This is a genomic window from Streptomyces sp. NPDC008313 (assembly GCF_042956125.1).
Classification (GTDB): Bacteria; Actinomycetota; Actinomycetes; order Streptomycetales; family Streptomycetaceae; genus Streptomyces.
Map to the genome: position 1 here is coordinate 277,560 of NZ_JBIBFR010000005.1, position 18,775 is coordinate 296,334.

The window sequence follows — 18,775 nt, forward strand, 5'->3', positions numbered from 1 at the left end:
GGCGCGGAACGGTCATGCCGCGCGGGTTCGCGGGTAGGTTCGCGGCATGAAGCTGGCGTTTTCCACTCTTGGTGTTCCCGGGACGGCCCTCTCCGACGTGGTGCGGCTCGCCGCGGAGCACGGCTATCACGGTGTCGAGCTGCGGACGCATCCCGAGGAGCCGGTGCACACGGGACTCGGGCGGGCCGAGCGGGCGGCGGTGGCCGACGAGTTCAAGGCGGCGGGCGTCGAGATCCTGGCGCTCGCCGGGTACGTGGACGTCGCGGCGCCCGGCGACGACGCCCCCGTACTCGCCGAGATCGGCGAACTCCTCGAACTGGCCCGGGACCTCGGCGCCCCGTACGTACGGGTGTTCCCGGGCGGCGGTACGGGCCAGAGCCCCGAGGAGGCCGACGCCGTCGCGGCGCGGCGTCTGGGCACGGCGGCGGAGTACGCGACCGACGCCGGGGTGCGGGTCCTCCTGGAGACCCACGACTCGCACCGCACCGGCGCCGACGCGATCCGGATCCTCGGGCCGGTCGGCCACGGTCAGGTGGGCGCCGTCTGGGACGTCATGCACACCTGGCTCGGCGGCGAGGAGCCGTCCGAGACCTTCGCGGCGCTCTCCCCGCACCTCGGGTACGTCCAGGTCAAGGACATCGCCTCGGCCGACGACACGGCCCCGCTCCCGCTGGGCGCCGGCGTGCTGCCCCTGGCGGAGTGCGTCGACGTGCTCGCCCGCGAGGGCTGGGACGGCTGGCTGTGCTGGGAGTACGAGAAGCGCTGGTACGAGGACGCCGCGCCCCTCCCCGCTCTGCTCGGTCCGGGCCACGACCATCTGGCCCGGCTGCTGAACGACTCCGTCTGAGCCCCCGGCGCGCGCCCTCACCCGGCGCGTGCCGGCGCGGCCCGCCCCGACGCCCTCGCGCCGTCCCCCGTCCCCGAGGCCCCGCTCCCGCCCTCGTCCCCGCGGGTCTACGCGCCCGTTCCCGTGTCCGCCTTCCGGCCCGCGCCCGTCCCCGTGCCCGGGGCGGTCGCCGGTGCGCGGGACGCCAGCCGGGCCTCCAACGCCGTGCGGCAGCGCGGCCACTCCTCGGCCGTGACCGAGTAGACCGCCGTGTCGCGGAGCAGTCCGTCCTCGCCCGGGGCCCAGGAGCGGGACCAGTTGCGCAGGACGCCCTCGAAGCGTGCGCCCAGGCGCTCGATCGCGGCGCGTGAGCGGGCGTTGCGGGCGTCCGTCTTCAGGTCGACGCGGGCGGCGTTCCACCGCTCGAAGGCGTGCCGGAGCAGCAGCAGTTTGGACTCGGTGTTCAGGCCCGTGCGCTGGGCCGACCTGGCGAGCCAGGTGAAGCCGATCTCCACGGCGGACAGTTCGCCCTCCGCGAGCCACGAGCGGGGCTCCCAGTAGGCGGTGGCACCGACCGCGCGGCCGGTGGCCCGGTCCACCTGGGCGTACGGGGCGAGCGCGCCGGTGGCGGCGCGGGCGAGCTGCGCGTCGACGTACTGTCCGACCTCGTGCGCCCGGGGCACCCAGGTGAAGGAGTACGCGTCGCGGTCCTCCTCCGCGGCGACGGCGAGGTCTGCCGCGTGCCGGTGGTCCAGCGGCTCCAGGCGCACGAGCGCGCCCTCCAGAACCGGCCCCTCAAGCCTGTACCCCACTCCACGCCCCTTGTCCGATGGTCCGACCGGCCGATGGCCGAAGGCCCGGGTCAGTCTCGCGCACGCGTGCGCTCGGGCGCGCGCCCTTTTCCGCCGCCGCCCCGGCCCAGGGCGGGCCGCCGCCCCCGGCGCGCCCCTCCGGCGGCGCCGGCGGCGGCCACTTGACGGTTACGGTGCACACTCTTGACTGGAAGAAACTTCCTGGATATTCGTGACTCCTGGAAGTTTCCTTCACGGCTCTTCCTCCCTGGCAGCCCCTCCTCGGATCCGCTCCCCGCGGGTCTCCTCCGGAAGGAGCGCACGTGCACGACATCAGCACGGGAAGCGGTCCGCGTCCCTCCAGACGCACCCTTCTCACCGCCACCGCGGTCGCCGTCGCGGCGATCGGCGCGGGCGGCACCGCCCAGGCGGCCCCGGCCGGGCCCACCGGCGACCGGCACGACGGCGCGGCCCGCCACCACGACCGCAGGCTCCGCGCCCTCATCTCCCGTATGACGCTGGAGGAGAAGGTCGGCCAGCTGTTCGTGATGCGGGTCTACGGCCACTCGGCCACCGAGCCCGACCAGGCCGACATCGACGCCAACCTCAAGGAGATCGGCGTCAGGACGGCCGCCGAGCTCGTCGCCACGTACCACGTCGGCGGCATCATCTACTTCGCCTGGGCGCACAACACCCGTGACCCGCACCAGATCGCGGCCCTGTCGAACGGGATCCAGCGCGCCTCGCTCGGCCGCCCCCGAGGGCTTCCGGTCCTGATCTCCACCGACCAGGAGCACGGGATCGTGGCCCGCGTGGGCAAGCCCGCGACGCTGTTCCCCGGCGCGATGGCGCTGGGCGCGGGCGGGTCCCGGTCCGACGCGCGCAGGGCGGGCGCGATCGGCGGCGCGGAGCTGCGCGCCATCGGCATCCGGCAGGACTACGCGCCGGTCGCCGACGTGAACGTGAACCCGGCCAACCCGGTCATCGGCGTCCGCTCCTTCGGCGCCGATCCCGAGGCGGTCGCGGGAATGGTGGCCGCGCAGGTCAAGGGCTATCAGAGCGCGGGGGTCGCGGCCACCTCGAAGCACTTCCCGGGGCACGGGGACACCGAGGTCGACAGCCACTCCGGCTTCCCCGTCATCGGGCACAGCCGGGAGCTGTGGGAGGAACTGGACGCCGTCCCGTTCCGGGCGGCGATCCGCGCCGGCATCGACGCGATCATGACCGCGCACATCATGGTCCCGGCGCTCGACCCGGCCGGCGACCCCGCCACGCTCTCGCACCCGATCCTCACCGGCATCCTGCGCGGGGAACTCGGCTACGACGGGGTCGTGGTGACCGACTCCCTCGGCATGGAGGGCGTCCGCACGAAGTACGGCGACGACCGCGTCCCCGTCCTCGCGCTCAAGGCCGGCGTCGACCAGCTCCTCAACCCGCCCTCCCTGGACGTGGCGTGGAACGCCGTGCTGAAGGCCGTGCGCGAGGGCGAGCTGACCGAGGACCGCCTCGACGAATCGATCCTGCGCGTCCTGCGCCTCAAGGCGAAGCTGGGGCTCTTCGACGACCCGTACGTCAGCGACCGCGGCGTGGACCGCACGGTCGGCACCGCCGCGCACCTGGCCGCCGCCGACCGGATCGCCGACCGCACGACGACGCTGCTCGTCAACAAGGAGAACCTGCTGCCGCTGTCCCGGCGCACCCACCCGAAGGTGCTCGTCGTGGGGGCCGACCCGGCCTCGCCGTCCGGGTCCGACGGCCCGCCGACCTCCGTGCTGGCGGGCGCGCTCACCGAGCTCGGCTTCTCGGCGACCGCGCTGTCCACCGGCACGGCTCCCTCGGCGGCGACCGTCGCCAGGGCGGTGGCGGCGGCCGAGGGCATGGACGCGGTGGTCGTCGGCACGTACAACGTGACGGCGGCCAGTACGCAGCGGACGCTGGCCGACCGGCTCGCCGCGACCGGTGTCCCGGTCGTCGCCGTCGGTATCCGCAATCCGTACGACGTCGCCCAGCTTCCCGGCGTGAACGCCTTCCTGGCGGCCTACGCCTGGACGGACGTCGAGGTGCGGGCGGCGGCCCGGGTCATCGCGGGCCGCGTCGAGCCCCGGGGGAAGCTGCCGGTGGCGGTGCAGCGGGCCGACGACCCGGCGCAGGTGCTGTACCCGATCGGCTTCGGCCTGTCGTACTGACCACGCGCCGCGCCCGCCCGCTGTGACAACGGGCGGGCGCGACCGCGTGGTTCAGGCCGGGCTCACGGCCGCAGCGCCGGCTCGCGCTCGACGTCGTGCCGGTCGAGGCGGGCGTCGTACCTGGCCAGCGGCCTGGCCTTCGCCGGGTCGTCCTGGACGGCGGCGGGGGCGACGCCCGCCCAGTCGAGGATGCGGGCCGTGGCCATCGCCTTCTCGTCGGCGACGAGTCCGGCGACGTTGGCTCCGTGGTTCATCCCGGGCGCCGTGAGGACGTACGCGTCCCGTGCGCCCGCTCCGACGCGGAAGCGCTCGGCGCCCCACGGGTCGTTCTGGCCGTAGACGAACAGCATGTGGTGCGCGTGGTGGCGGACCCAGCTGTCGACGTCCCGCATCGCCCACGGCTGGAACCGCATGTCGATGGTGCGCGGCACGAAGTTGCGCGGCGGCTGGTAGCCGTAGCGGATCAGCTTCTTCTCGATGTGCGGGAAGTGGATGGTGGGCGCGCCGAGCTGGGTGCCGGCCTGGTAGTAGTACGGCGTGTAGGTCTCCAGGCCCTGGTCCGTGTAGGCGGAGAAGCCGGAGATGGTGTCGATGGAGTCCCAGATCGCGTCGTCGCTCGCGTGCGCGGCGTCGGCGGGGATCGTGTCGCAGTCGGACAGCAGGCTGTACTGCCAGAAGCCCCACACGTAGTCGAGGACGACGGCCTCGTAGGCACGGTCGAGGCTGCCGATGGTGGAGAAGGTGTAGTCGTTGTCGGCCGCGTAGGCCTCGTACTTCTTCTCCAGCGGCTCCCGGCGGACGAGCGCCTCGCGCTGGACCGCGTTCAGCCGGTCGCGGCACTCCGCGCTGCCGACGGTGCGGAAGAACCGGTCGTAGGCCGAGTCCTCCTTGTTCACCACGTCGTTGGGGGCGACGTACGCGACGACGCCGTCCATGTCACGCGGGTAGAACCGCTCGTAGTACGTGGCGGTCATGCCGCCCTTCGAGCCGCCGGTGGACAGCCACTTCTGGCCGTAGAGCGGCTTGAGCGCCCGGAAGATGCGGTGCTGGTCGCTGGCCGCCTGCCAGATGTCCAGCTTGGACCAGTCGGCGGGGGCGGGCCGGGACGGAGTGAAGAAGCGGTACTCCATCGAGACCTGGTTGCCGTCCACGATCTGGGTCGGCTCGCGGCGGCTGGGGTTCGTCGAGACGTTGTAGCCGCCGGTGTAGAAGACCGTCGGGCGGGACGTGTCCTTGTGCAGCACGGTGATGCGCTGCTGGAAGGTGCCCTTGGACGGGTGCCGGTGGTCGACCGGCTGGGTGTAGTTGAGGACGAAGAAGCGGTAACCGGTGTAGGGCTTCTCCTCGACGAGGCTCATCCCCGGTATGGCGAGCAGTCTGTCCTTGATGTCTCCGGTCGCGGAACCGGCCGTGCCGTCGGACCCGGTGGCCTCCGGCGATGGGGGTCCCCCCTGGTCGAGCGGAGCCGAGAGCTTGGGGGCCGCGGTGGCGGCCCCGGCCGTGCTCAGCGTGCCTATGAGCACCACGAGCGCCAGCAGCCATCTGAGCGCCTTGCGCATGCACCCTCCCCTGGGTTCAAGCAGATGTCCGCCGGAACCTAGCGGAGCAAGTGGCCTGGCACCAGAGGAGGTTGGCGCTATGTCCCTTTCAGCACAGGATCCAACCCGTACTCACCGAACCCGGGCCGACGCTGCCCCTGACGCGGACGCACCGGTGTCCGGCGTGCACGGTCACGGGACCTGCGTGATGGGTGAAGCGACCCGTGTCGACGACGGCCCGGCTGCCGCGGGCCTGCACGCTGACGGCCATCGACGCGCGCCTCCCCGGCTTCTTGGTGAGGGTCACGGCGCAGACGTAGCCGCCGCTGCGCTTGTAGACCTGCACGGACCCCGAGGAGAACGGCAGCGTACGGACCTTGCGCCCGGAACAGTACGCGGCCGCCTGCGCGTTGCCCGGGACGGCGAGCGCGAGCAGCCCGGACGCGGTCAGCACGGCAGCGGCGAGCGCCAGCCGCCGGCGAATCACACCACTGTCCACTGTCACCCCTCCCACCGCACAAGCGTACGGGTGTACGGACGCGGAACGGGCATCGGATGGTTGCACCGCGGCGTCACAGGGACGTGGCGACCGGCTCCCCCACGAAGGTGCGCCACAGCTCGGCGTAGAGGCCGCCCCGGCGCAGCAGTTCCTCGTGGGTGCCGTCCTCCGCGACCCGGCCGTGGTCCATGACGACGACCCGGTCGGCGCGGGCGGCCGTGGTCAGCCGGTGGGCGACGACCAGGGTGGTGCGCCGCCCCGCCAGCCGGTCGGTGGCCTGGTTGACCTGGGCCTCGGTCGCCAGGTCCAGCGCCGCCGTGGCCTCGTCGAGGAGCAGGATGTCGGGGTCGACCAGCTCGGCGCGGGCCAGCGCGATCAGCTGGCGCTGCCCGGCGGAGAGGTTGCGCCCGCGCTCGGCGACCTCGTGGAGATAGCCGCCGTCGAGGGTGGCGATCATCTCGTGCGCGCCGACCGCGCGGGCGGCGGCCTCGACCTCGGCGTCGCTCGCGCCGGGCCGGCCGTAGGCGATGGCGTCGCGCACCGTCCCGGGGAACAGGTACGCCTCCTGCGGCACGACGCCCAGCCGGTGGCGGTAGGCGGTGATGTCGAGGTCGCGCAGATCGGTGCCGTCGACGGTGACCCGTCCGCCCGTGGGGTCGTAGAAGCGGGCGACCAGCTTGACCAGCGTCGACTTGCCCGCGCCGGTCTCGCCGACGAAAGCGACGGTCTGCCCGGCGGGGATCACCAGCCGAATCCCGCTCAGCGCCGCCTCCGCGGCGCGCTTGCCGCCGGCGCCCTTGCCATCGGCACCCGCCTCGCCGGCGTCGCTCTCATCGCTCCCGGCGCTCCCGTACGCGAAGTCGACGTCCTCGAAGGCGAGGTCGCCGCGCAGGGACTTCACCGGCAGCGGTGCGGCCGCGGCCTGGGTGGAGGTGGGTTCGCGCAGCAGCTCCTGGATGCGGCCGAGCGAGACGGTGGCCTGCTGGTAGCCGTCGAAGACCTGCGAGAGCTGCTGCACGGGCGCGAAGAACAGGTCGATGTAGAGGAGGTAGGCGACGAGCGCGCCGGTGGTCAGCGTCCCGGCGTCCACCCGGTGCGCGCCGACGACGAGGACGGCCGCCGTCGCGACCGACGCCAGCAGCTGGACGAAGGGGAAGTAGACGGAGATCAGCCACTGACCGCGGATGCGCGCCCTGCGGTAGCTGTCGCTGCCCTCGGTGAACCGCCGCACGCCGGCGCCCTCGCGTCCGAAGACCTGCAGGATGCGCAGGCCCGACACCGACTCCTGGAGGTCGGCGTTGACCGTCGAGACCCGCTCCCGGGCCAGCTCGTACGCCTTGACGCTGGCGCGGCGGAAGAAGAACGTGCCGATGACCAGCGGCGGCAGCGTCAGGAAGACGACGAGGGCCAGCTCCACGTCGAGCACCAGCAGCACGCCCATGATGCCGAAGAAGGTGACGAGGGCGACGAACGCGGTGACGAGCCCGGTCTGCAGGAACGTCGACAGGGCGTCGACGTCCGTGGTCATGCGGGTCATGATCCGCCCGGTCAGCTCCCGCTCGTAGTAGTCGAGCCCGAGGCGCTGCAACTGCGCGAAGATCTTCAGCCTCAGCGCGTACAGCACGCGCTCGCCGGTGCGGCCCGTCATCCGGATCTCGCCGGTCTGCGCCGCCCACTGGGCCAGCACGGCGGCGAGGCCCAGCGCGGCCGCCGTCCACACCGCGCCGAGCGCCAGCTGGGAGACGCCCTGGTCGATGCCGTGCCGGATCAGCACCGGCAGCAGCAGGCCCATGCCCGCGTCCACGGCGACCAGGGCGAGGCTGATGAGCAGCGGCGCCCCGAAGCCGCGCAGCAGCCGGCGCAGACCGTACGACTCCTCGGGCGTGACCGCGCGGACCTCGTCGACGTCGGGGACGTCGTCGGCCGGGGGCAGCGCCGCGACCTGGGCGAGGAGTTCCTCGCTGGCCGGGGTCCCGGCCAGCGCGCTGTCCCTGGGTTCGCGGTCGCCGCTCCACAGGTGCGGGGTGACTCCGCGTTCGGCGTCGTACTCGGCGTCCAGCTCGGCGCGGACGGAGGTGTCCTCGCGGGGTGCGGCGGGCGGGGTGTGGCCGGGCGAGACACCGCCGAGCTCGTCCGGGTCGGTGAGCAGCCGCCGGTACAGGGCCGAGCGCCGCTGGAGCTCGTCGTGGGTGCCGAGGTCGGCGAGGCGCCCGTCGTCGAGGACGGCGATGCGGTCGGCGAGGTTGAGGGTGGAGCGGCGGTGCGCGATCAGCAGGGTGGTGCGGCCCTCCATGACCTGGCGCAGCGCCTCGTGGATCTCGTGTTCGACGCGGGCGTCTACGGCGGAGGTGGCGTCGTCGAGGACGAGCAGCCGGGGGTCGGTGAGGATGGCGCGGGCGAGGGCGACGCGCTGGCGCTGGCCGCCGGAGAGGGTGAGGCCGTGCTCGCCGACCTTGGTGTCGTAGCCGTCCGGCAGCTCGGCGATGAAGCGGTCGGCCTGCGCGGCGCGGGCGGCGGTCTCGATCTCGTCCTGGGTGGCGTCGGGCCGCCCGTAGGCGATGTTCGCGCGCACGGTGTCCGAGAAGAGGAAGGAGTCCTCGGGGACGAGGCCGATGGCGGCGCGCAGGGAGCGCTGGGTCAGCTCGCGGACGTCGTGGCCGCCCACGAGGACGGCGCCGTGCGTCACGTCGTAGAAGCGCGGCAGCAGGAGGGAGACGGTGGACTTGCCGGAGCCGGAGGAGCCGACGACGGCGAGGGTCTCGCCCGGCCGGATCTCGAAGCTCAGCCCGTCGAGGACGGGGCGCCCCTCCTCGTAGCCGAACGACACGTCGTCGAACTCGACGGTCGCGGGCGCGTCGGCGGGCAGCTCCTTGGTGCCCTCCTGGATCGAGGGCTCGGTGTCGATGAGCTCCAGGACCCGCTCGGCGCCCGCGCGCGCCTGCTGCCCGACGGTGAGGACCACGGCCAGCATCCGCACCGGGCCGACGAGCTGGGCGAGGTACGAGGAGAACGCGACGAACGTGCCGAGCGTGATCTGGCCGCGCACCGCGAGCCAGCCGCCGAGCGCGAGCATGGCGACCTGGCCGAGGGAGGGGACGGCCTGGAGGGCCGGGGTGTACCGGGCGTTCAGCCGGATGGTGCGCAGCCGCCCCGCGAACAGCCTGCGGCCGACCTCGCGCAGCTTCCCGGTCTCCTGATCCTCCTGCCCGAACCCCTTCACCACGCGTACGCCGCTGACGGCACCGTCGACGATGCCCGCGACGGCACCGGCCTGGGCCTGCGCGTACCAGGTGGCGGGGTGCAGCCGGGTGCGGCTGCGGCGGGCGATGAACCAGACGGCGGGCGCGACGGCGAGGGCGACGAGGGTGAGCGGCAGGGACAGCCACGCCATGATCACGAGCGAGATCACGAACAGCAGGAGGTTGCCGATGGTCATCGGCAGCATGAAGAGCAGGCCCTGGATCAGCTGGAGGTCGCTGGTGGCCCGTCCGACGACCTGCCCGGTGGACAGCTCGTCCTGACGCCGCCCGTCGAGCCGGGTGATCGTCCCGTACATGTCGGTGCGCAGGTCGTGCTGGACGTCGAGGGCGAGCCGTCCGCCGTAGTAGCGGCGGACGTAGGTGAGCGCGTAGACGAGCACGGCGGCCCCGACCAGGGCGCCCGCCCAGGGGGCCATGTCCCGGGTGTGGTCCCCGACGACGTCGTCGATGATCACCTTGACGACCAGCGGGACCAGGGCCATCACGCCCATCCCGGCGAGCGAGGACCCGAGCGCGAGGACCACGTCCTTGGGATGCCGCCAGGCATACCCGCCGAGCCGCCGGGCCCAGCCGTCCTTCCGCTCCCCCTGCTGCGCTGCCACGCCGGTGCCTTCCGTAGATGTCACTCCGCCGGAAGGCGTCAACGCCGGAAGCAGCGGATTTCATCCGTTGCCGAGACGGTAGTCAGGTCTCGGCCTTCCGGGCGTTTCTGCCTGGAAGGTCCGTCGCATCACCAAAGCGTGAGGGCTTCGGTTTGAGTACGGTCTCTCGTTTCTGTCTGCCGCTGGTGCGGCAGGGTTGCGCCACCTGCCCGCCCCGCGCTCACCTTGCGGCGGGTGCGGGTGGTGCGGGTCTTCTGGTCGGCTCCACGAGGCTTCGACACCGCCGGGGCGGTGTCCTGGTCTCCGGCCACTCCGGTACCAGTTCCTGCGGCTGCCGCGAGTGCGGCGAGGTTGCGTGCGGCGTTGTCGTCCCGGTCGATGACCAGGTGGCAGGCGTCGCATGCGTAGGTTCGGATGTGCAGCGGCAGTTTGGCTTTCACCGCGCCGCACCCGGAACAGGTCTTGGAAGAGGGATACCAGCGGTCGGCCACGATGATGCGGGTGGCGTGGCGCCGGCGGGTCTTGTATTCGAGCTGGCGGCGGATCTCACCGAATCCGGCGTCGGCGATCCGGCGGGCCAGACGCCGGTTGCGGAGCATGCCGGCGACGCCCAGGTCTTCGACCACGAGGGTGCCGTACTCGGCGGTCACGGCGGTGGTGAGCTTGTGCAGGGCGTCTTCGCGGAGGTTCGCCACCCGGTGATGCACCTTGTTGCGGGCGGCGTTGGCCTTCTCCCACCGCTTCGACGGCTTCTGTCCGGTGCGCCGGTCGGGGCCCCGGCGGCGGGACACGGCCCGGGAGGCCCTGCGCAGCTGCTTACGCGCGACGTCGTAGTGGCCGGGGTTGGGGATCTGCCGGATCTCGCCGGTGCTGTCGGCCATGACCGCGAGGGTCTTCACGCCGAGGTCGATACCGACCGCGACATCCGGCCGCGCGACGCGGTCGAGGTCCCGCTTCACCTCGGCCTGGAAGGACACGAACCAGCGTCCGCGTTCGTGCCGCACCGTCGCGGACAGAATCCGCGCCGTCCCGGCCCGGACGCGGTCCAGGAGTTTCACGGCCGACTCATGGACACGGATCGCGCCCAGGCGGGGCAGTGTCACATGCCGACCACCCGCTTCGACGCGGATCGTGCCGGTCGTGAACCGGCAGGACAGCCGCGCCTTCCGCTTCGACTTGAAACGAGGCATACCGACTCGCTTGCCCTTGCGCTGTCCACGCTTGGACTTCGCGTAGTTGTCGAACGCGGCGGCGGCGTTCGCGAGACCGGTGGAGTACGCCTCCTTGGAGTTCTCCTCCCACCAGGCCGCAAACCTCGGGTCGGTGCGCTTGGCCTCGTTGAACGCCTTCCGCAGTGACGGCAGCGACCACGGCCGCCACTGGGTCAGCTGCTCCTCGGCGATCCCGTAGGACTCCTCCGCGCGGCGCTGCCACCACGACGCCTCGACCCAGCCGACAGCCCAGTTGTACGCGGCACGGGCGGCACCGCAGTGCGAACACAGCGAATGTTCCTGGGTGGCGTTCGGGTCCAGAGCGAACCGGAACGCCTGCACCACAAAACCCGGCTGCGCCTGGAACATCTTCATTCGGCGTCCTTGGCGGTCGCGACGGCCACGGCGCGGGCGGCGCGGTCCTTCGCGGCCCGCTGCCCGTACAGGCGGGCGCACATCGAGGTCAGTACCTCGGTGATGTCGCGCACCAGATCGTCAGCGGTCTCGGTGGGATCGAGGACGACCAGGCGCCGCCCGGAAGCCGACAGAACGGCCTCCAGATGCTCAACACCGAAACAGGCCACCCGGTCACGACGCTCGACCATGATCACCACCACCTGAGGGTCCGACAGCAGGCGGTGCAGCTTGCGGCGCCGCCCGTCCAGCCCCGACCCGACCTCGGTGACGACCTCCGCGACCGGCAGACCGAGCACGTTCGCCCCGGCCACCACCCGTGACACCTGCCGGTCCAGGTCAGCTTTCTGGCCGGCGGACGACACGCAGCAGTACGCCACCACCCGCCCCGATGCCGCAGAGACGTCCGGAGCGGGCTCAGCGACCAGCCACGTCCCGGACGGCGCCTGCCGGACCGGAACGGGCATCCTCCCGGCCTTCACCCACCGCCAGGCCGTCTGGTAGCTCACGCCCTGCTGCCGCGCCCACTCCGAAAGCTTCACAAGACCAACATATGTGAGAGGTCCGACTAGTGATGACTATTAATGATTAGAAAATCCGTAGCAGCTTTCACCCCTCCGTAACAATCGGGGTGATCGCGGACGCTTCCCCGCCCGGCCGCGTCGAGCCGGTCGGGCGCCGCCGGAACGGGGCGAGGGTGGCCCGTACGAGGTCGGCGGCGCCCCAGTCGGGGTCGAACTGGGCGATCACGGCCAGGTGCTGGCGCAGCTGGAGGAGCGGCATCCGTGCGCGCCAGTCGCGGTCGAGCCCGGTCAGCTCGGCGTACAGTCCGAAGAACGCGTCCGCCTCGGGCGGTGGGGCCGTCGTCCACAGGTGAGCCAGGTCGACCTCGGCCCAGGTGTACGACACGGCGGGGTCGATCAGCGCGGGCCGCCCGTCGGAACCGGCCATGACGTTCTGTGTCCACAGGTCACCGTGGGTCAGGCAGGCGGGCCCGTCCGGCAGCAGCTCGGGCAGGCGGTCGCACAGCCGCTCCAGCGCCGCCCGGTCCTCGGCGTCGAGCGCGGCTTCGACGCGGGGCTCGCCGAGCCAGCGCAGCAGACGGTGCCGGGCTAAGAACTCGAACCCGTCGTCCTCCCAGGTGTTGACCTGGCGGCGACGGCCCAGCCAGTTGTCGCGGTGCCACCCGAACCGCGGGTGCCGTGTGCCGGTGTGCAGATCCGCCAGCGTGTGCGCGAGCCGCTCCCAGAACTCCGCTGTCTGCGGCCGGGGGCCGCAGCACGGACACCACGAGCAGATCGCGGTCCGCGACGATCACCTCGGGCGTGTCGACGCCGCCCGCCTCGCGCAGCACGGTGAGCCCTTCCGCCTCCGCGGCGAAGGCGTCGTCGGCCGGCGGCTCGCCGAACGCCTTGACGAACACGGACGTGCCGTCACCGCGCCGCGCGAGCCCCGCGGTGGCGGCGAGGCCCCCCGCGGCGGGCTCGACCTCGACGACGTCGGTCAGACCGGCCGCGTGCAGGCGTTCGAGCAGGAGGGATGTCTCGTCGGACACGGATGTACTCCTCACCGTTGATCGATCGCCCGCCAGTATGCAGCGAGGTCCCCCCAACGGCCCCCGGCCAAAGGGCTTTTCGCGGACGCGCCCTCCCTCTCAGTCAGTCACGGCTGGCGTCCTCGTGCGCGGGCGCGGGGAGGCGGGGCTGCCTGTCCACGGAGACGGGCGGCGCGGGTTCCTCGTTCGCGGGCGCGGGAAGGCGGGCGCCGCGGCTCTCGGCGACGCGGTGGACATCACGCAGCGCTTCGACCAGCCGGGCCGCCAGAAAGCGGAGCTGTGCGGCGGTGGTCCGGTCGTCGGCCAGCATGTCGGCGGCGTGCCCGAGAAGCTCGCCGGCCATCCCGAGCTGCACGCACTCGACGCGGTCGGCGACCCGGGAGACGTACCCGTCCCCATCCCCGACGAGATAACAGGGCTTCCCCTCCGCCCCGCCCCACGGCAGCAGCCGCGCCGTACCGATACGGCTCGTACGGCTCTCCTGGCTCTCCCTGTTGCCGATCACGCGGTCACCTCCACGCCGTGGATGACCCGCGGCCCGATGTCGACGCCGCGCACGGCCAGCCACAGGGCCCGGCGCCTGGCCCGCTGCCGCCGCTCTTCCTCCCGGCGCCGGTCGTGGGCGGCGCGCTGCTCATGGGCGACGAGGTAGGGCCGGACCCTCGCGTGGTCCTCCCCTCGCAGGGGACCGAGCCGGGCGAACCGGTCGCGACAGGCGGGACACAGGGGGGCGGAGGAGAGGCAGGCGGCGGGGGCAGCGGCAGGCCGCTCCGGCCCCCTCCCCCGGCGACGCCGTCCGGTCCCCGGCATCAGCAGTCGCAGCACCGGTTCGAGGAAGCGGGCGATACGGTGACTCATGTCGTCAACTCCTTGGGTTTCGTTGATGGCCATGCCCCCGGACCGGTCGCTCGGTCGCGGGGGTCTCGCGTTCTGTAGCGAGCCAGTCACAGAGTGGGGCGGCGCGGGCTAGGCTCGCCAGGGGGTCGGATGTGACCAGGCATTTGTCACATGGGAGTTGGCCATGGCCACCACGTACGGTGACTGGCTCAAGCAACAGCGCGAGACGGCGGGACTGACGCAGCAGCAACTGGCCGACATGGCGGTGATGACCCGTTCGCACATCGCCCACATCGAGGCGGGCCGCCGCATCCCCTCGAAGGAGGACGCACGACGCCTGGACGGGGCCCTGAACACGGGGAACGTGCTGAGCAGCTTCCTGCCGGCCGAGCACGCTGCGGTCGCGGACTACTTCGAGTCGGCCCGGCTGCTCGAACAACAGGCGGTGATGATCCGCGAGTTCGCCCTGTCGTTCATCCCAGGCATCCTCCAGACGGAAAGGTACGCACGTGCGGTCCTGGGCACGTCGTTCCCTCGGGTGAGTGACGAGGAATGTGACAGGCGCCTTGTCACACGCCTTGAGCGCGCGAAGATCCTCGATGACCCGGTGACACCCGTAGTGTGGGCATTGCTGGACGAGGCGGTGCTACGCCGCCAAATCGGCGGGCGTGACGTCATGGCGGAGCAGCTCAGCCACCTTGCAGCCCTCGGAGAGAGCGGCCGGATCCAGGTACATGTGCTGCCGTTCGCGTTGGGCGTCCACCCGCTTCTGAGCAACATGCTCACCCTGCTGTGGTTCGAGGACCAGCCACCCACGGCGTACGGCGAAGGTCTGCACATGGGGAAGGTCCACGACGTTCCCTCCGTGGTGCAAGACCTGCAGCATCGCTACGATTTCGCACTGGGTAACGCACTGCCACTCAAGGAATCACTGGCCTTCCTCAGGGCGACCGCAAAGGACTACGAGAACCATGGCTGACCGCACCGTCTCGGACCTGACTGCGCTGAAGGGCTGGCGAAAGTCCTCCTACAGCAATGACCAGGGCGGCAGCTGCGTCGAGGTACTGGACGGCCACCCTTCGGGCATCCCCGTCCGCGACTCCACGGTCCCGCACGGGGCGGCGGTCGTGTTCCCCCGGGCCGACTGGACCTCGTTCATCACGGCCATCAAGAACGACCGCTTCCCGACCTGACGGCGTTCGCCGCTGCTTCAAGCTCTCTCCTGAGGCGATCCCGGAGCTGACCAGCCTGCCGGCGCCGTGAGACACGCGGCGCTGAGCCGCCTGTGCGGGCGCGCGACCCGGGTCCAAGGCGGCGTCGTCCACGGTTGTGCGGGCACAGCTGCGCCGGTGTCGGCGGGATCGCCGCGTCACGCGGCCGGCGGATGCCCGGCAGGGCAGGGCGGGCTGCGGCCGGAACAGGACCGTACGATGTCCGCATGCCCTGTGCCGTCCGACCGCCGAGCCGCCGCCCTGCCGGGCGCGGGTTCGTGCTGCTGGTGCTCGCGGTGCTGGCCGGGGTGCTGGCGATGCACGGACTGGCCCCCGGCCCGGCGCCCGCGAAGGCCACGGTGCCGGGCAGCGCCCACGCCGTAACGATGGCCCACGAGAAGGGCGGCCAGGCGGCCGGGGACTGCTTCCACGCCGCCGGCGGACCGAAACACGCGCATCACGCGGACGCGACATGCGCGGCGTCCGGCGTCGGCGCCCCTTACGCCCCGCCCCCGCTGGCCTCCGCCCCCGGCATCCCACTGATGGCGCAGGTGCAGTCTCCCGGTGCGGCCGGGGCGCCCGAGGGCGGGCGCGCTCCCCCCGACCTGGCTGAGCTGCAACTCCTGCGGATCTAGGGCGGCCCGCACGGCACCTCCCTGCCCCGGCACTGCCCGGGCGGGATGGCGCCGGGCTCCGGCCGTGTCCTCTTTTCGCCTCGGCGCATGCCCGCATCAGGGCTGCGCATCAAGGAGTCGCACCACCGTGAACAAGAACCTCATCCGCCGCACGGCCCTCATCGCCGCCGCGGGCGCCGCCTCCCTCGTGCTCGCCGCGTGCGGGTCGAACGACGACGCCTCGGCCGGGCACGACGGCCACGGCTCCTCGCCCTCGGCTTCCGCGTCCGCCGCGGCGTCGCAGGGCAAGCACAACGCCGCCGACGTCGCGTTCGCCCAGGGGATGATCCCCCACCACCGGCAGGCCGTGGAGATGGCCGACCTCGCCCCCGGCCGGGCCGAGTCCGCCGAGGTCAAGAAGCTCGCCAGTGACATCAAGGAGGCTCAGGACCCTGAGATCGAGACCCTGTCGGGCTGGCTGACCTCCTGGGGCAAGGTGGTTCCCGCCGAGGGCGCCATGGACCACTCCATGCACGACATGGGCAGCATGGGCGGCATGATGACCGCCGAGGACATGGACAGCCTCAAGAAGGCATCCGGCAAGGCGTTCGACACCGCCTTCATGGAGATGATGATCAAGCATCACGAAGGTGCGGTGGAGATGGCGAAGACGGAGAAGACCGACGGCTTCTTCCCCGGCGCCAAGAAGATGGCGGACGCCATCATCACCTCCCAGACCGCCGAGATCTCCCGGATGAACGGCCTGCTCGGCAAGAACTGACCCGCCCTGCATCAGGGGGCCGTGCACACCGATGGGCGTGCGCGGCCCCCTGCTGTGTTCCGACCCGCGCGGAATACCCCAGGGGGTATATGGTTCTGGTGTGGGCCACAGCAGGACGGGCCACGCTGGACGGACAGGGAGATGACGGCCATGGACCACAGCGCACACCACGTCGACGCCGCGCACCAGGCGCACGAAGACCACGGTGGGCACCACGCGGGCCCGGTGACGTGGGGGGCGGCGGCGAAGGCGACGCTGCACTGCCTGACCGGGTGCGCGATCGGCGAGATCCTCGGCATGGCGATCGGCACGGCCCTGATGTGGGGCAACGCGGCGACCATGGTCCTGGCGATCGTGCTGGCCTTCGTGTTCGGCTACTCGCTGACCCTGTTCGCGGTCCGCGAGGCCGGCCTGGGCTTCAAGACCGCGGTCAAGGTGGCGCTGGCCGCCGACACCGTCTCCATCGTCGTGATGGAACTCGTCGACAACGGGATCATCGCCCTGGTCCCCGGCGCGTTGGACGCCCACCTGGGCGAGACCCTGTTCTGGACGTCCCTGCTGGGCGGCTTCGTGATCGCCTTCCTGCTGACGACCCCGGTGAACAGGTGGATGATCGGCTGCGGCAAGGGCCACGCCGTCGTCCACGCCTACCACTGACTCCCGGCGGGCCGGCACCTGCCCGGGCGCACCCTCGCGGTGTGGCCGGGCAGTTTCGCCGCCTCCCGCATCATGCCCACCAGCCGGGCCAGACGGCTCACCCCGGCAACAGCACCAGCACCGCCACGACTGGGCAAGGTCATTACTCTGCATGAGTGCTGTCATATAGCGAGTTGACCCCACCGGAGCGCGCGGTGTGGGATGCCTTTCCCGAGGGGTATCGAGTTGATCTGCGCACGGGCATGCCCGAGGCGGATGACCCCGCTGCGGGGCAAGAGTGGGGCCCCGAACGCACCGTCCGCGCAGCCGTCGTGGCGACGCTGCTGCTCGGGGGGAACCACGATCGGTCTGGCGCCGTCGCCGCCCTCCGGCTCGCCGGGACTCGTATCACCGGCCATCTCGACCTGCCAGCAACGGAGATCTGCCACACGATCTCACTTGAGGGCTGCCGGCTGGACGAGGCGGTGAACGTACATGGCGCCACGACCCGGACGATCGCGATCACGGACAGTTGGGTCCCCGGGATCGACGCTGAGGCCGCCCGGATCGGGGGTGATCTGGACCTGAGACGGTCTGCCCTCGAAGGCGGCCCTCTCATACTCGCCAACGCTCACGTGGCCGGAAATCTGCTGCTCACAGACGTCAGAATCTCCGGCCCCGGAGAGTGGGCGGTGCTCGCGGGCAGCCTCATTTTGGAAGGCGGCGTCTTCGGCGAGCGGCTCACCACACAAGGCGGGCTGCGAGTGCCCAGTGCGCACATACCCAGCGGCCTGTTTCTGCCGGCCGCACGGCTGGAGAACGCCGGCGGCGTCGCACTTGCCGCAGGCGCCTTGGTCGCCTCGACCGTGGACTGCTCCCAGGGGTTCACCGCACAGGGAGAGGTACGGCTGCGAAGGGCCCGTGTTGAAGGTCTGCTGACCTTCGAGGGGGCCTGTCTGAACGGAGGCGGCATCGCCCTGGACTGCACATCGATGCAAGTGGCGGACTTCGACTTCAGGGCCGCCGCACCGCTCTCAGGATCGGTTGACCTCCGGTTCGCACAGGCAGCCTGGTTCCAGGACAGCGAACAGAGTTGGCCGGGGAAGGTGCTGCTGGACGGGTTCAGATACGGCTCCATCCGGTTCGGAGACGCGGCATCGGCGGCAGGCGACAGCGCAACGCTCGCGAGGGACGACGTTGCGCGTCGCCTGGCGTGGGTCCGCCGAAATCCCGGCTATTCCCCCCAACCGTACGAACAGCTTGCGGGCTGGTACCGACAGATCGGCCACGACGACGACGCCCGGCGCGTGCTCCTGACCAAACAGCGTCACCGGCGCCTCACCTTGTCCCTGCCAGCACGCGCTTGGGGGCACCTGCTCGATGTGACCGTAGGTTACGGCTACCGACCGTGGCTGGCGGGCGTGTGGCTTCTGATACTGACCCTGCTGGGCGCCCTGGCCTTCCGCACGCAGTCTCCGACACCGGTGAAGCAGGGCGAAGGCGCCCCGTTCCAGCCCCTCGTCTACACACTTGACCTCTTGATCCCTATTGGAGGGCTCGGTCAGCGCGGAGGGTGGTACTGGTCGAACGGCGGTCTCCAATGGTTGGCCTACTTGCTCATCGCCTTCGGCTGGATGCTGACGACGGCCGTCATCGCGGGTGTCACCCGCACCCTGCAGAAGAGCTAAGGGCTGCCCCGTGATCCCCGGTGGATCAGCAACGCGGCGTCAGATGCGGTGCATCGCAAGGCGGAGGGCCGCCCTCATACTGGGTGTATTCGGGCGATCCGACAACGCGGCGAGGTGCCGTAGCTG

18 protein-coding genes are annotated in these 18,775 nt (G+C 71.7%); 9 read left to right on the top strand and 9 right to left on the bottom strand.

What is annotated here, in order from left to right; all coding sequences use genetic code 11:
- Nucleotides 1-46: 46 nt before the first annotated feature.
- Nucleotides 47-847, top strand: a complete 801-nt coding sequence (locus tag ACFY93_RS09480; protein ID WP_391355329.1) for a TIM barrel protein — start codon at nucleotides 47-49, stop codon at nucleotides 845-847.
- Between the two features lie 107 nt (nucleotides 848-954).
- Here ACFY93_RS09480 and ACFY93_RS09485 read toward each other — a convergent pair whose 3' ends face one another.
- Nucleotides 955-1,638 carry a GNAT family N-acetyltransferase gene (locus tag ACFY93_RS09485; RefSeq protein ID WP_391355333.1) on the bottom strand — a complete coding sequence of 228 codons (684 nt, stop codon included), beginning with the start codon at nucleotides 1,636-1,638 and terminating at the stop codon, nucleotides 955-957.
- Nucleotides 1,639-1,940: 302 nt separating this feature from the next.
- Between ACFY93_RS09485 and ACFY93_RS09490 the strand changes: the two genes are divergently transcribed.
- Nucleotides 1,941-3,803: a glycoside hydrolase family 3 N-terminal domain-containing protein gene (locus ACFY93_RS09490; protein ID WP_391355336.1), complete on the top strand. Its 1,863-nt coding sequence runs from the start codon at nucleotides 1,941-1,943 to the stop codon at nucleotides 3,801-3,803.
- Between the two features lie 62 nt (nucleotides 3,804-3,865).
- On the opposite strand, the gene ACFY93_RS09495 is transcribed toward ACFY93_RS09490, so the two are convergent.
- The 6 genes from ACFY93_RS09495 to ACFY93_RS09520 form a co-directional block, all read right to left on the bottom strand.
- A complete protein-coding gene (locus ACFY93_RS09495; protein WP_391355339.1) occupies nucleotides 3,866-5,362 on the bottom strand; it encodes a S28 family serine protease in 1,497 nt (498 codons plus the stop codon).
- Between the two features lie 88 nt (nucleotides 5,363-5,450).
- Entirely contained in the window at nucleotides 5,451-5,840 is a 390-nt protein-coding gene (locus ACFY93_RS09500; protein ID WP_391355518.1) for a hypothetical protein, read from the bottom strand.
- Nucleotides 5,841-5,913: 73 nt separating this feature from the next.
- Nucleotides 5,914-9,702: an ABC transporter transmembrane domain-containing protein gene (locus tag ACFY93_RS09505; protein WP_391355343.1), complete on the bottom strand. Its 3,789-nt coding sequence runs from the start codon at nucleotides 9,700-9,702 to the stop codon at nucleotides 5,914-5,916.
- Between the two features lie 128 nt (nucleotides 9,703-9,830).
- A complete protein-coding gene (gene tnpB, locus ACFY93_RS09510) occupies nucleotides 9,831-11,288 on the bottom strand; it encodes an IS607 family element RNA-guided endonuclease TnpB (protein WP_391355346.1) in 1,458 nt (485 codons plus the stop codon).
- Nucleotides 11,285-11,869 carry an IS607 family transposase gene (locus ACFY93_RS09515; RefSeq protein ID WP_391355349.1) on the bottom strand — a complete coding sequence of 195 codons (585 nt, stop codon included), beginning with the start codon at nucleotides 11,867-11,869 and terminating at the stop codon, nucleotides 11,285-11,287. The genes tnpB and ACFY93_RS09515 overlap by 4 nt, the downstream gene beginning before the upstream one ends.
- Nucleotides 11,870-11,936: 67 nt before the next feature.
- Nucleotides 11,937-12,626, bottom strand: a complete 690-nt coding sequence (locus tag ACFY93_RS09520; RefSeq protein ID WP_391355521.1) for a fructosamine kinase family protein — start codon at nucleotides 12,624-12,626, stop codon at nucleotides 11,937-11,939.
- On the opposite strand from ACFY93_RS09520, the gene ACFY93_RS09525 reads away from it, so the two are divergent.
- Nucleotides 12,538-12,903 (top strand): hypothetical protein, encoded by a 366-nt coding sequence (locus ACFY93_RS09525; RefSeq protein ID WP_391355352.1) that lies wholly within the window; start codon nucleotides 12,538-12,540, stop codon nucleotides 12,901-12,903. The two genes, ACFY93_RS09520 and ACFY93_RS09525, sit on opposite strands and share 89 nt — an antisense overlap.
- An 82-nt stretch (nucleotides 12,904-12,985) precedes the next feature.
- Here the strand turns inward: ACFY93_RS09525 and ACFY93_RS09530 are convergent, their stop codons facing one another.
- The gene (locus ACFY93_RS09530; protein ID WP_391355523.1) at nucleotides 12,986-13,345 is read right to left on the bottom strand and encodes a hypothetical protein; all 360 of its coding nucleotides are present in this window, start codon (nucleotides 13,343-13,345) and stop codon (nucleotides 12,986-12,988) included.
- Nucleotides 13,346-13,383: 38 nt separating this feature from the next.
- A complete protein-coding gene (locus tag ACFY93_RS09535) occupies nucleotides 13,384-13,740 on the bottom strand; it encodes a hypothetical protein (protein ID WP_391355354.1) in 357 nt (118 codons plus the stop codon).
- A 163-nt stretch (nucleotides 13,741-13,903) separates the two neighbouring features.
- On the opposite strand from ACFY93_RS09535, the gene ACFY93_RS09540 reads away from it, so the two are divergent.
- The 6 genes from ACFY93_RS09540 (at nucleotide 13,904) to ACFY93_RS09565 (ending at nucleotide 18,649) form a co-directional block, all read left to right on the top strand.
- Nucleotides 13,904-14,698, top strand: coding sequence for a Scr1 family TA system antitoxin-like transcriptional regulator (locus tag ACFY93_RS09540; RefSeq protein ID WP_391355356.1), 795 nt, complete (start codon nucleotides 13,904-13,906; stop codon nucleotides 14,696-14,698).
- Nucleotides 14,691-14,912 (top strand): DUF397 domain-containing protein, encoded by a 222-nt coding sequence (locus ACFY93_RS09545; RefSeq protein WP_391355359.1) that lies wholly within the window; start codon nucleotides 14,691-14,693, stop codon nucleotides 14,910-14,912. Before ACFY93_RS09540 ends, ACFY93_RS09545 begins: the two co-directional genes overlap by 8 nt.
- A 245-nt stretch (nucleotides 14,913-15,157) precedes the next feature.
- Nucleotides 15,158-15,565: a DUF6153 family protein gene (locus tag ACFY93_RS09550; protein WP_391355362.1), complete on the top strand. Its 408-nt coding sequence runs from the start codon at nucleotides 15,158-15,160 to the stop codon at nucleotides 15,563-15,565.
- A gap of 127 nt (nucleotides 15,566-15,692) precedes the next feature.
- Nucleotides 15,693-16,325, top strand: coding sequence for a DUF305 domain-containing protein (locus tag ACFY93_RS09555; RefSeq protein WP_391355364.1), 633 nt, complete (start codon nucleotides 15,693-15,695; stop codon nucleotides 16,323-16,325).
- 150 nt (nucleotides 16,326-16,475) lie between these two features.
- Complete coding sequence (locus tag ACFY93_RS09560) at nucleotides 16,476-16,982, top strand: DUF4396 domain-containing protein (RefSeq protein WP_391355367.1); 507 nt, start codon at nucleotides 16,476-16,478, stop codon at nucleotides 16,980-16,982.
- Between the two features lie 155 nt (nucleotides 16,983-17,137).
- Nucleotides 17,138-18,649: an oxidoreductase gene (locus ACFY93_RS09565; protein ID WP_391355370.1), complete on the top strand. Its 1,512-nt coding sequence runs from the start codon at nucleotides 17,138-17,140 to the stop codon at nucleotides 18,647-18,649.
- The last annotated feature ends 126 nt before the right edge of the window (nucleotides 18,650-18,775 follow it).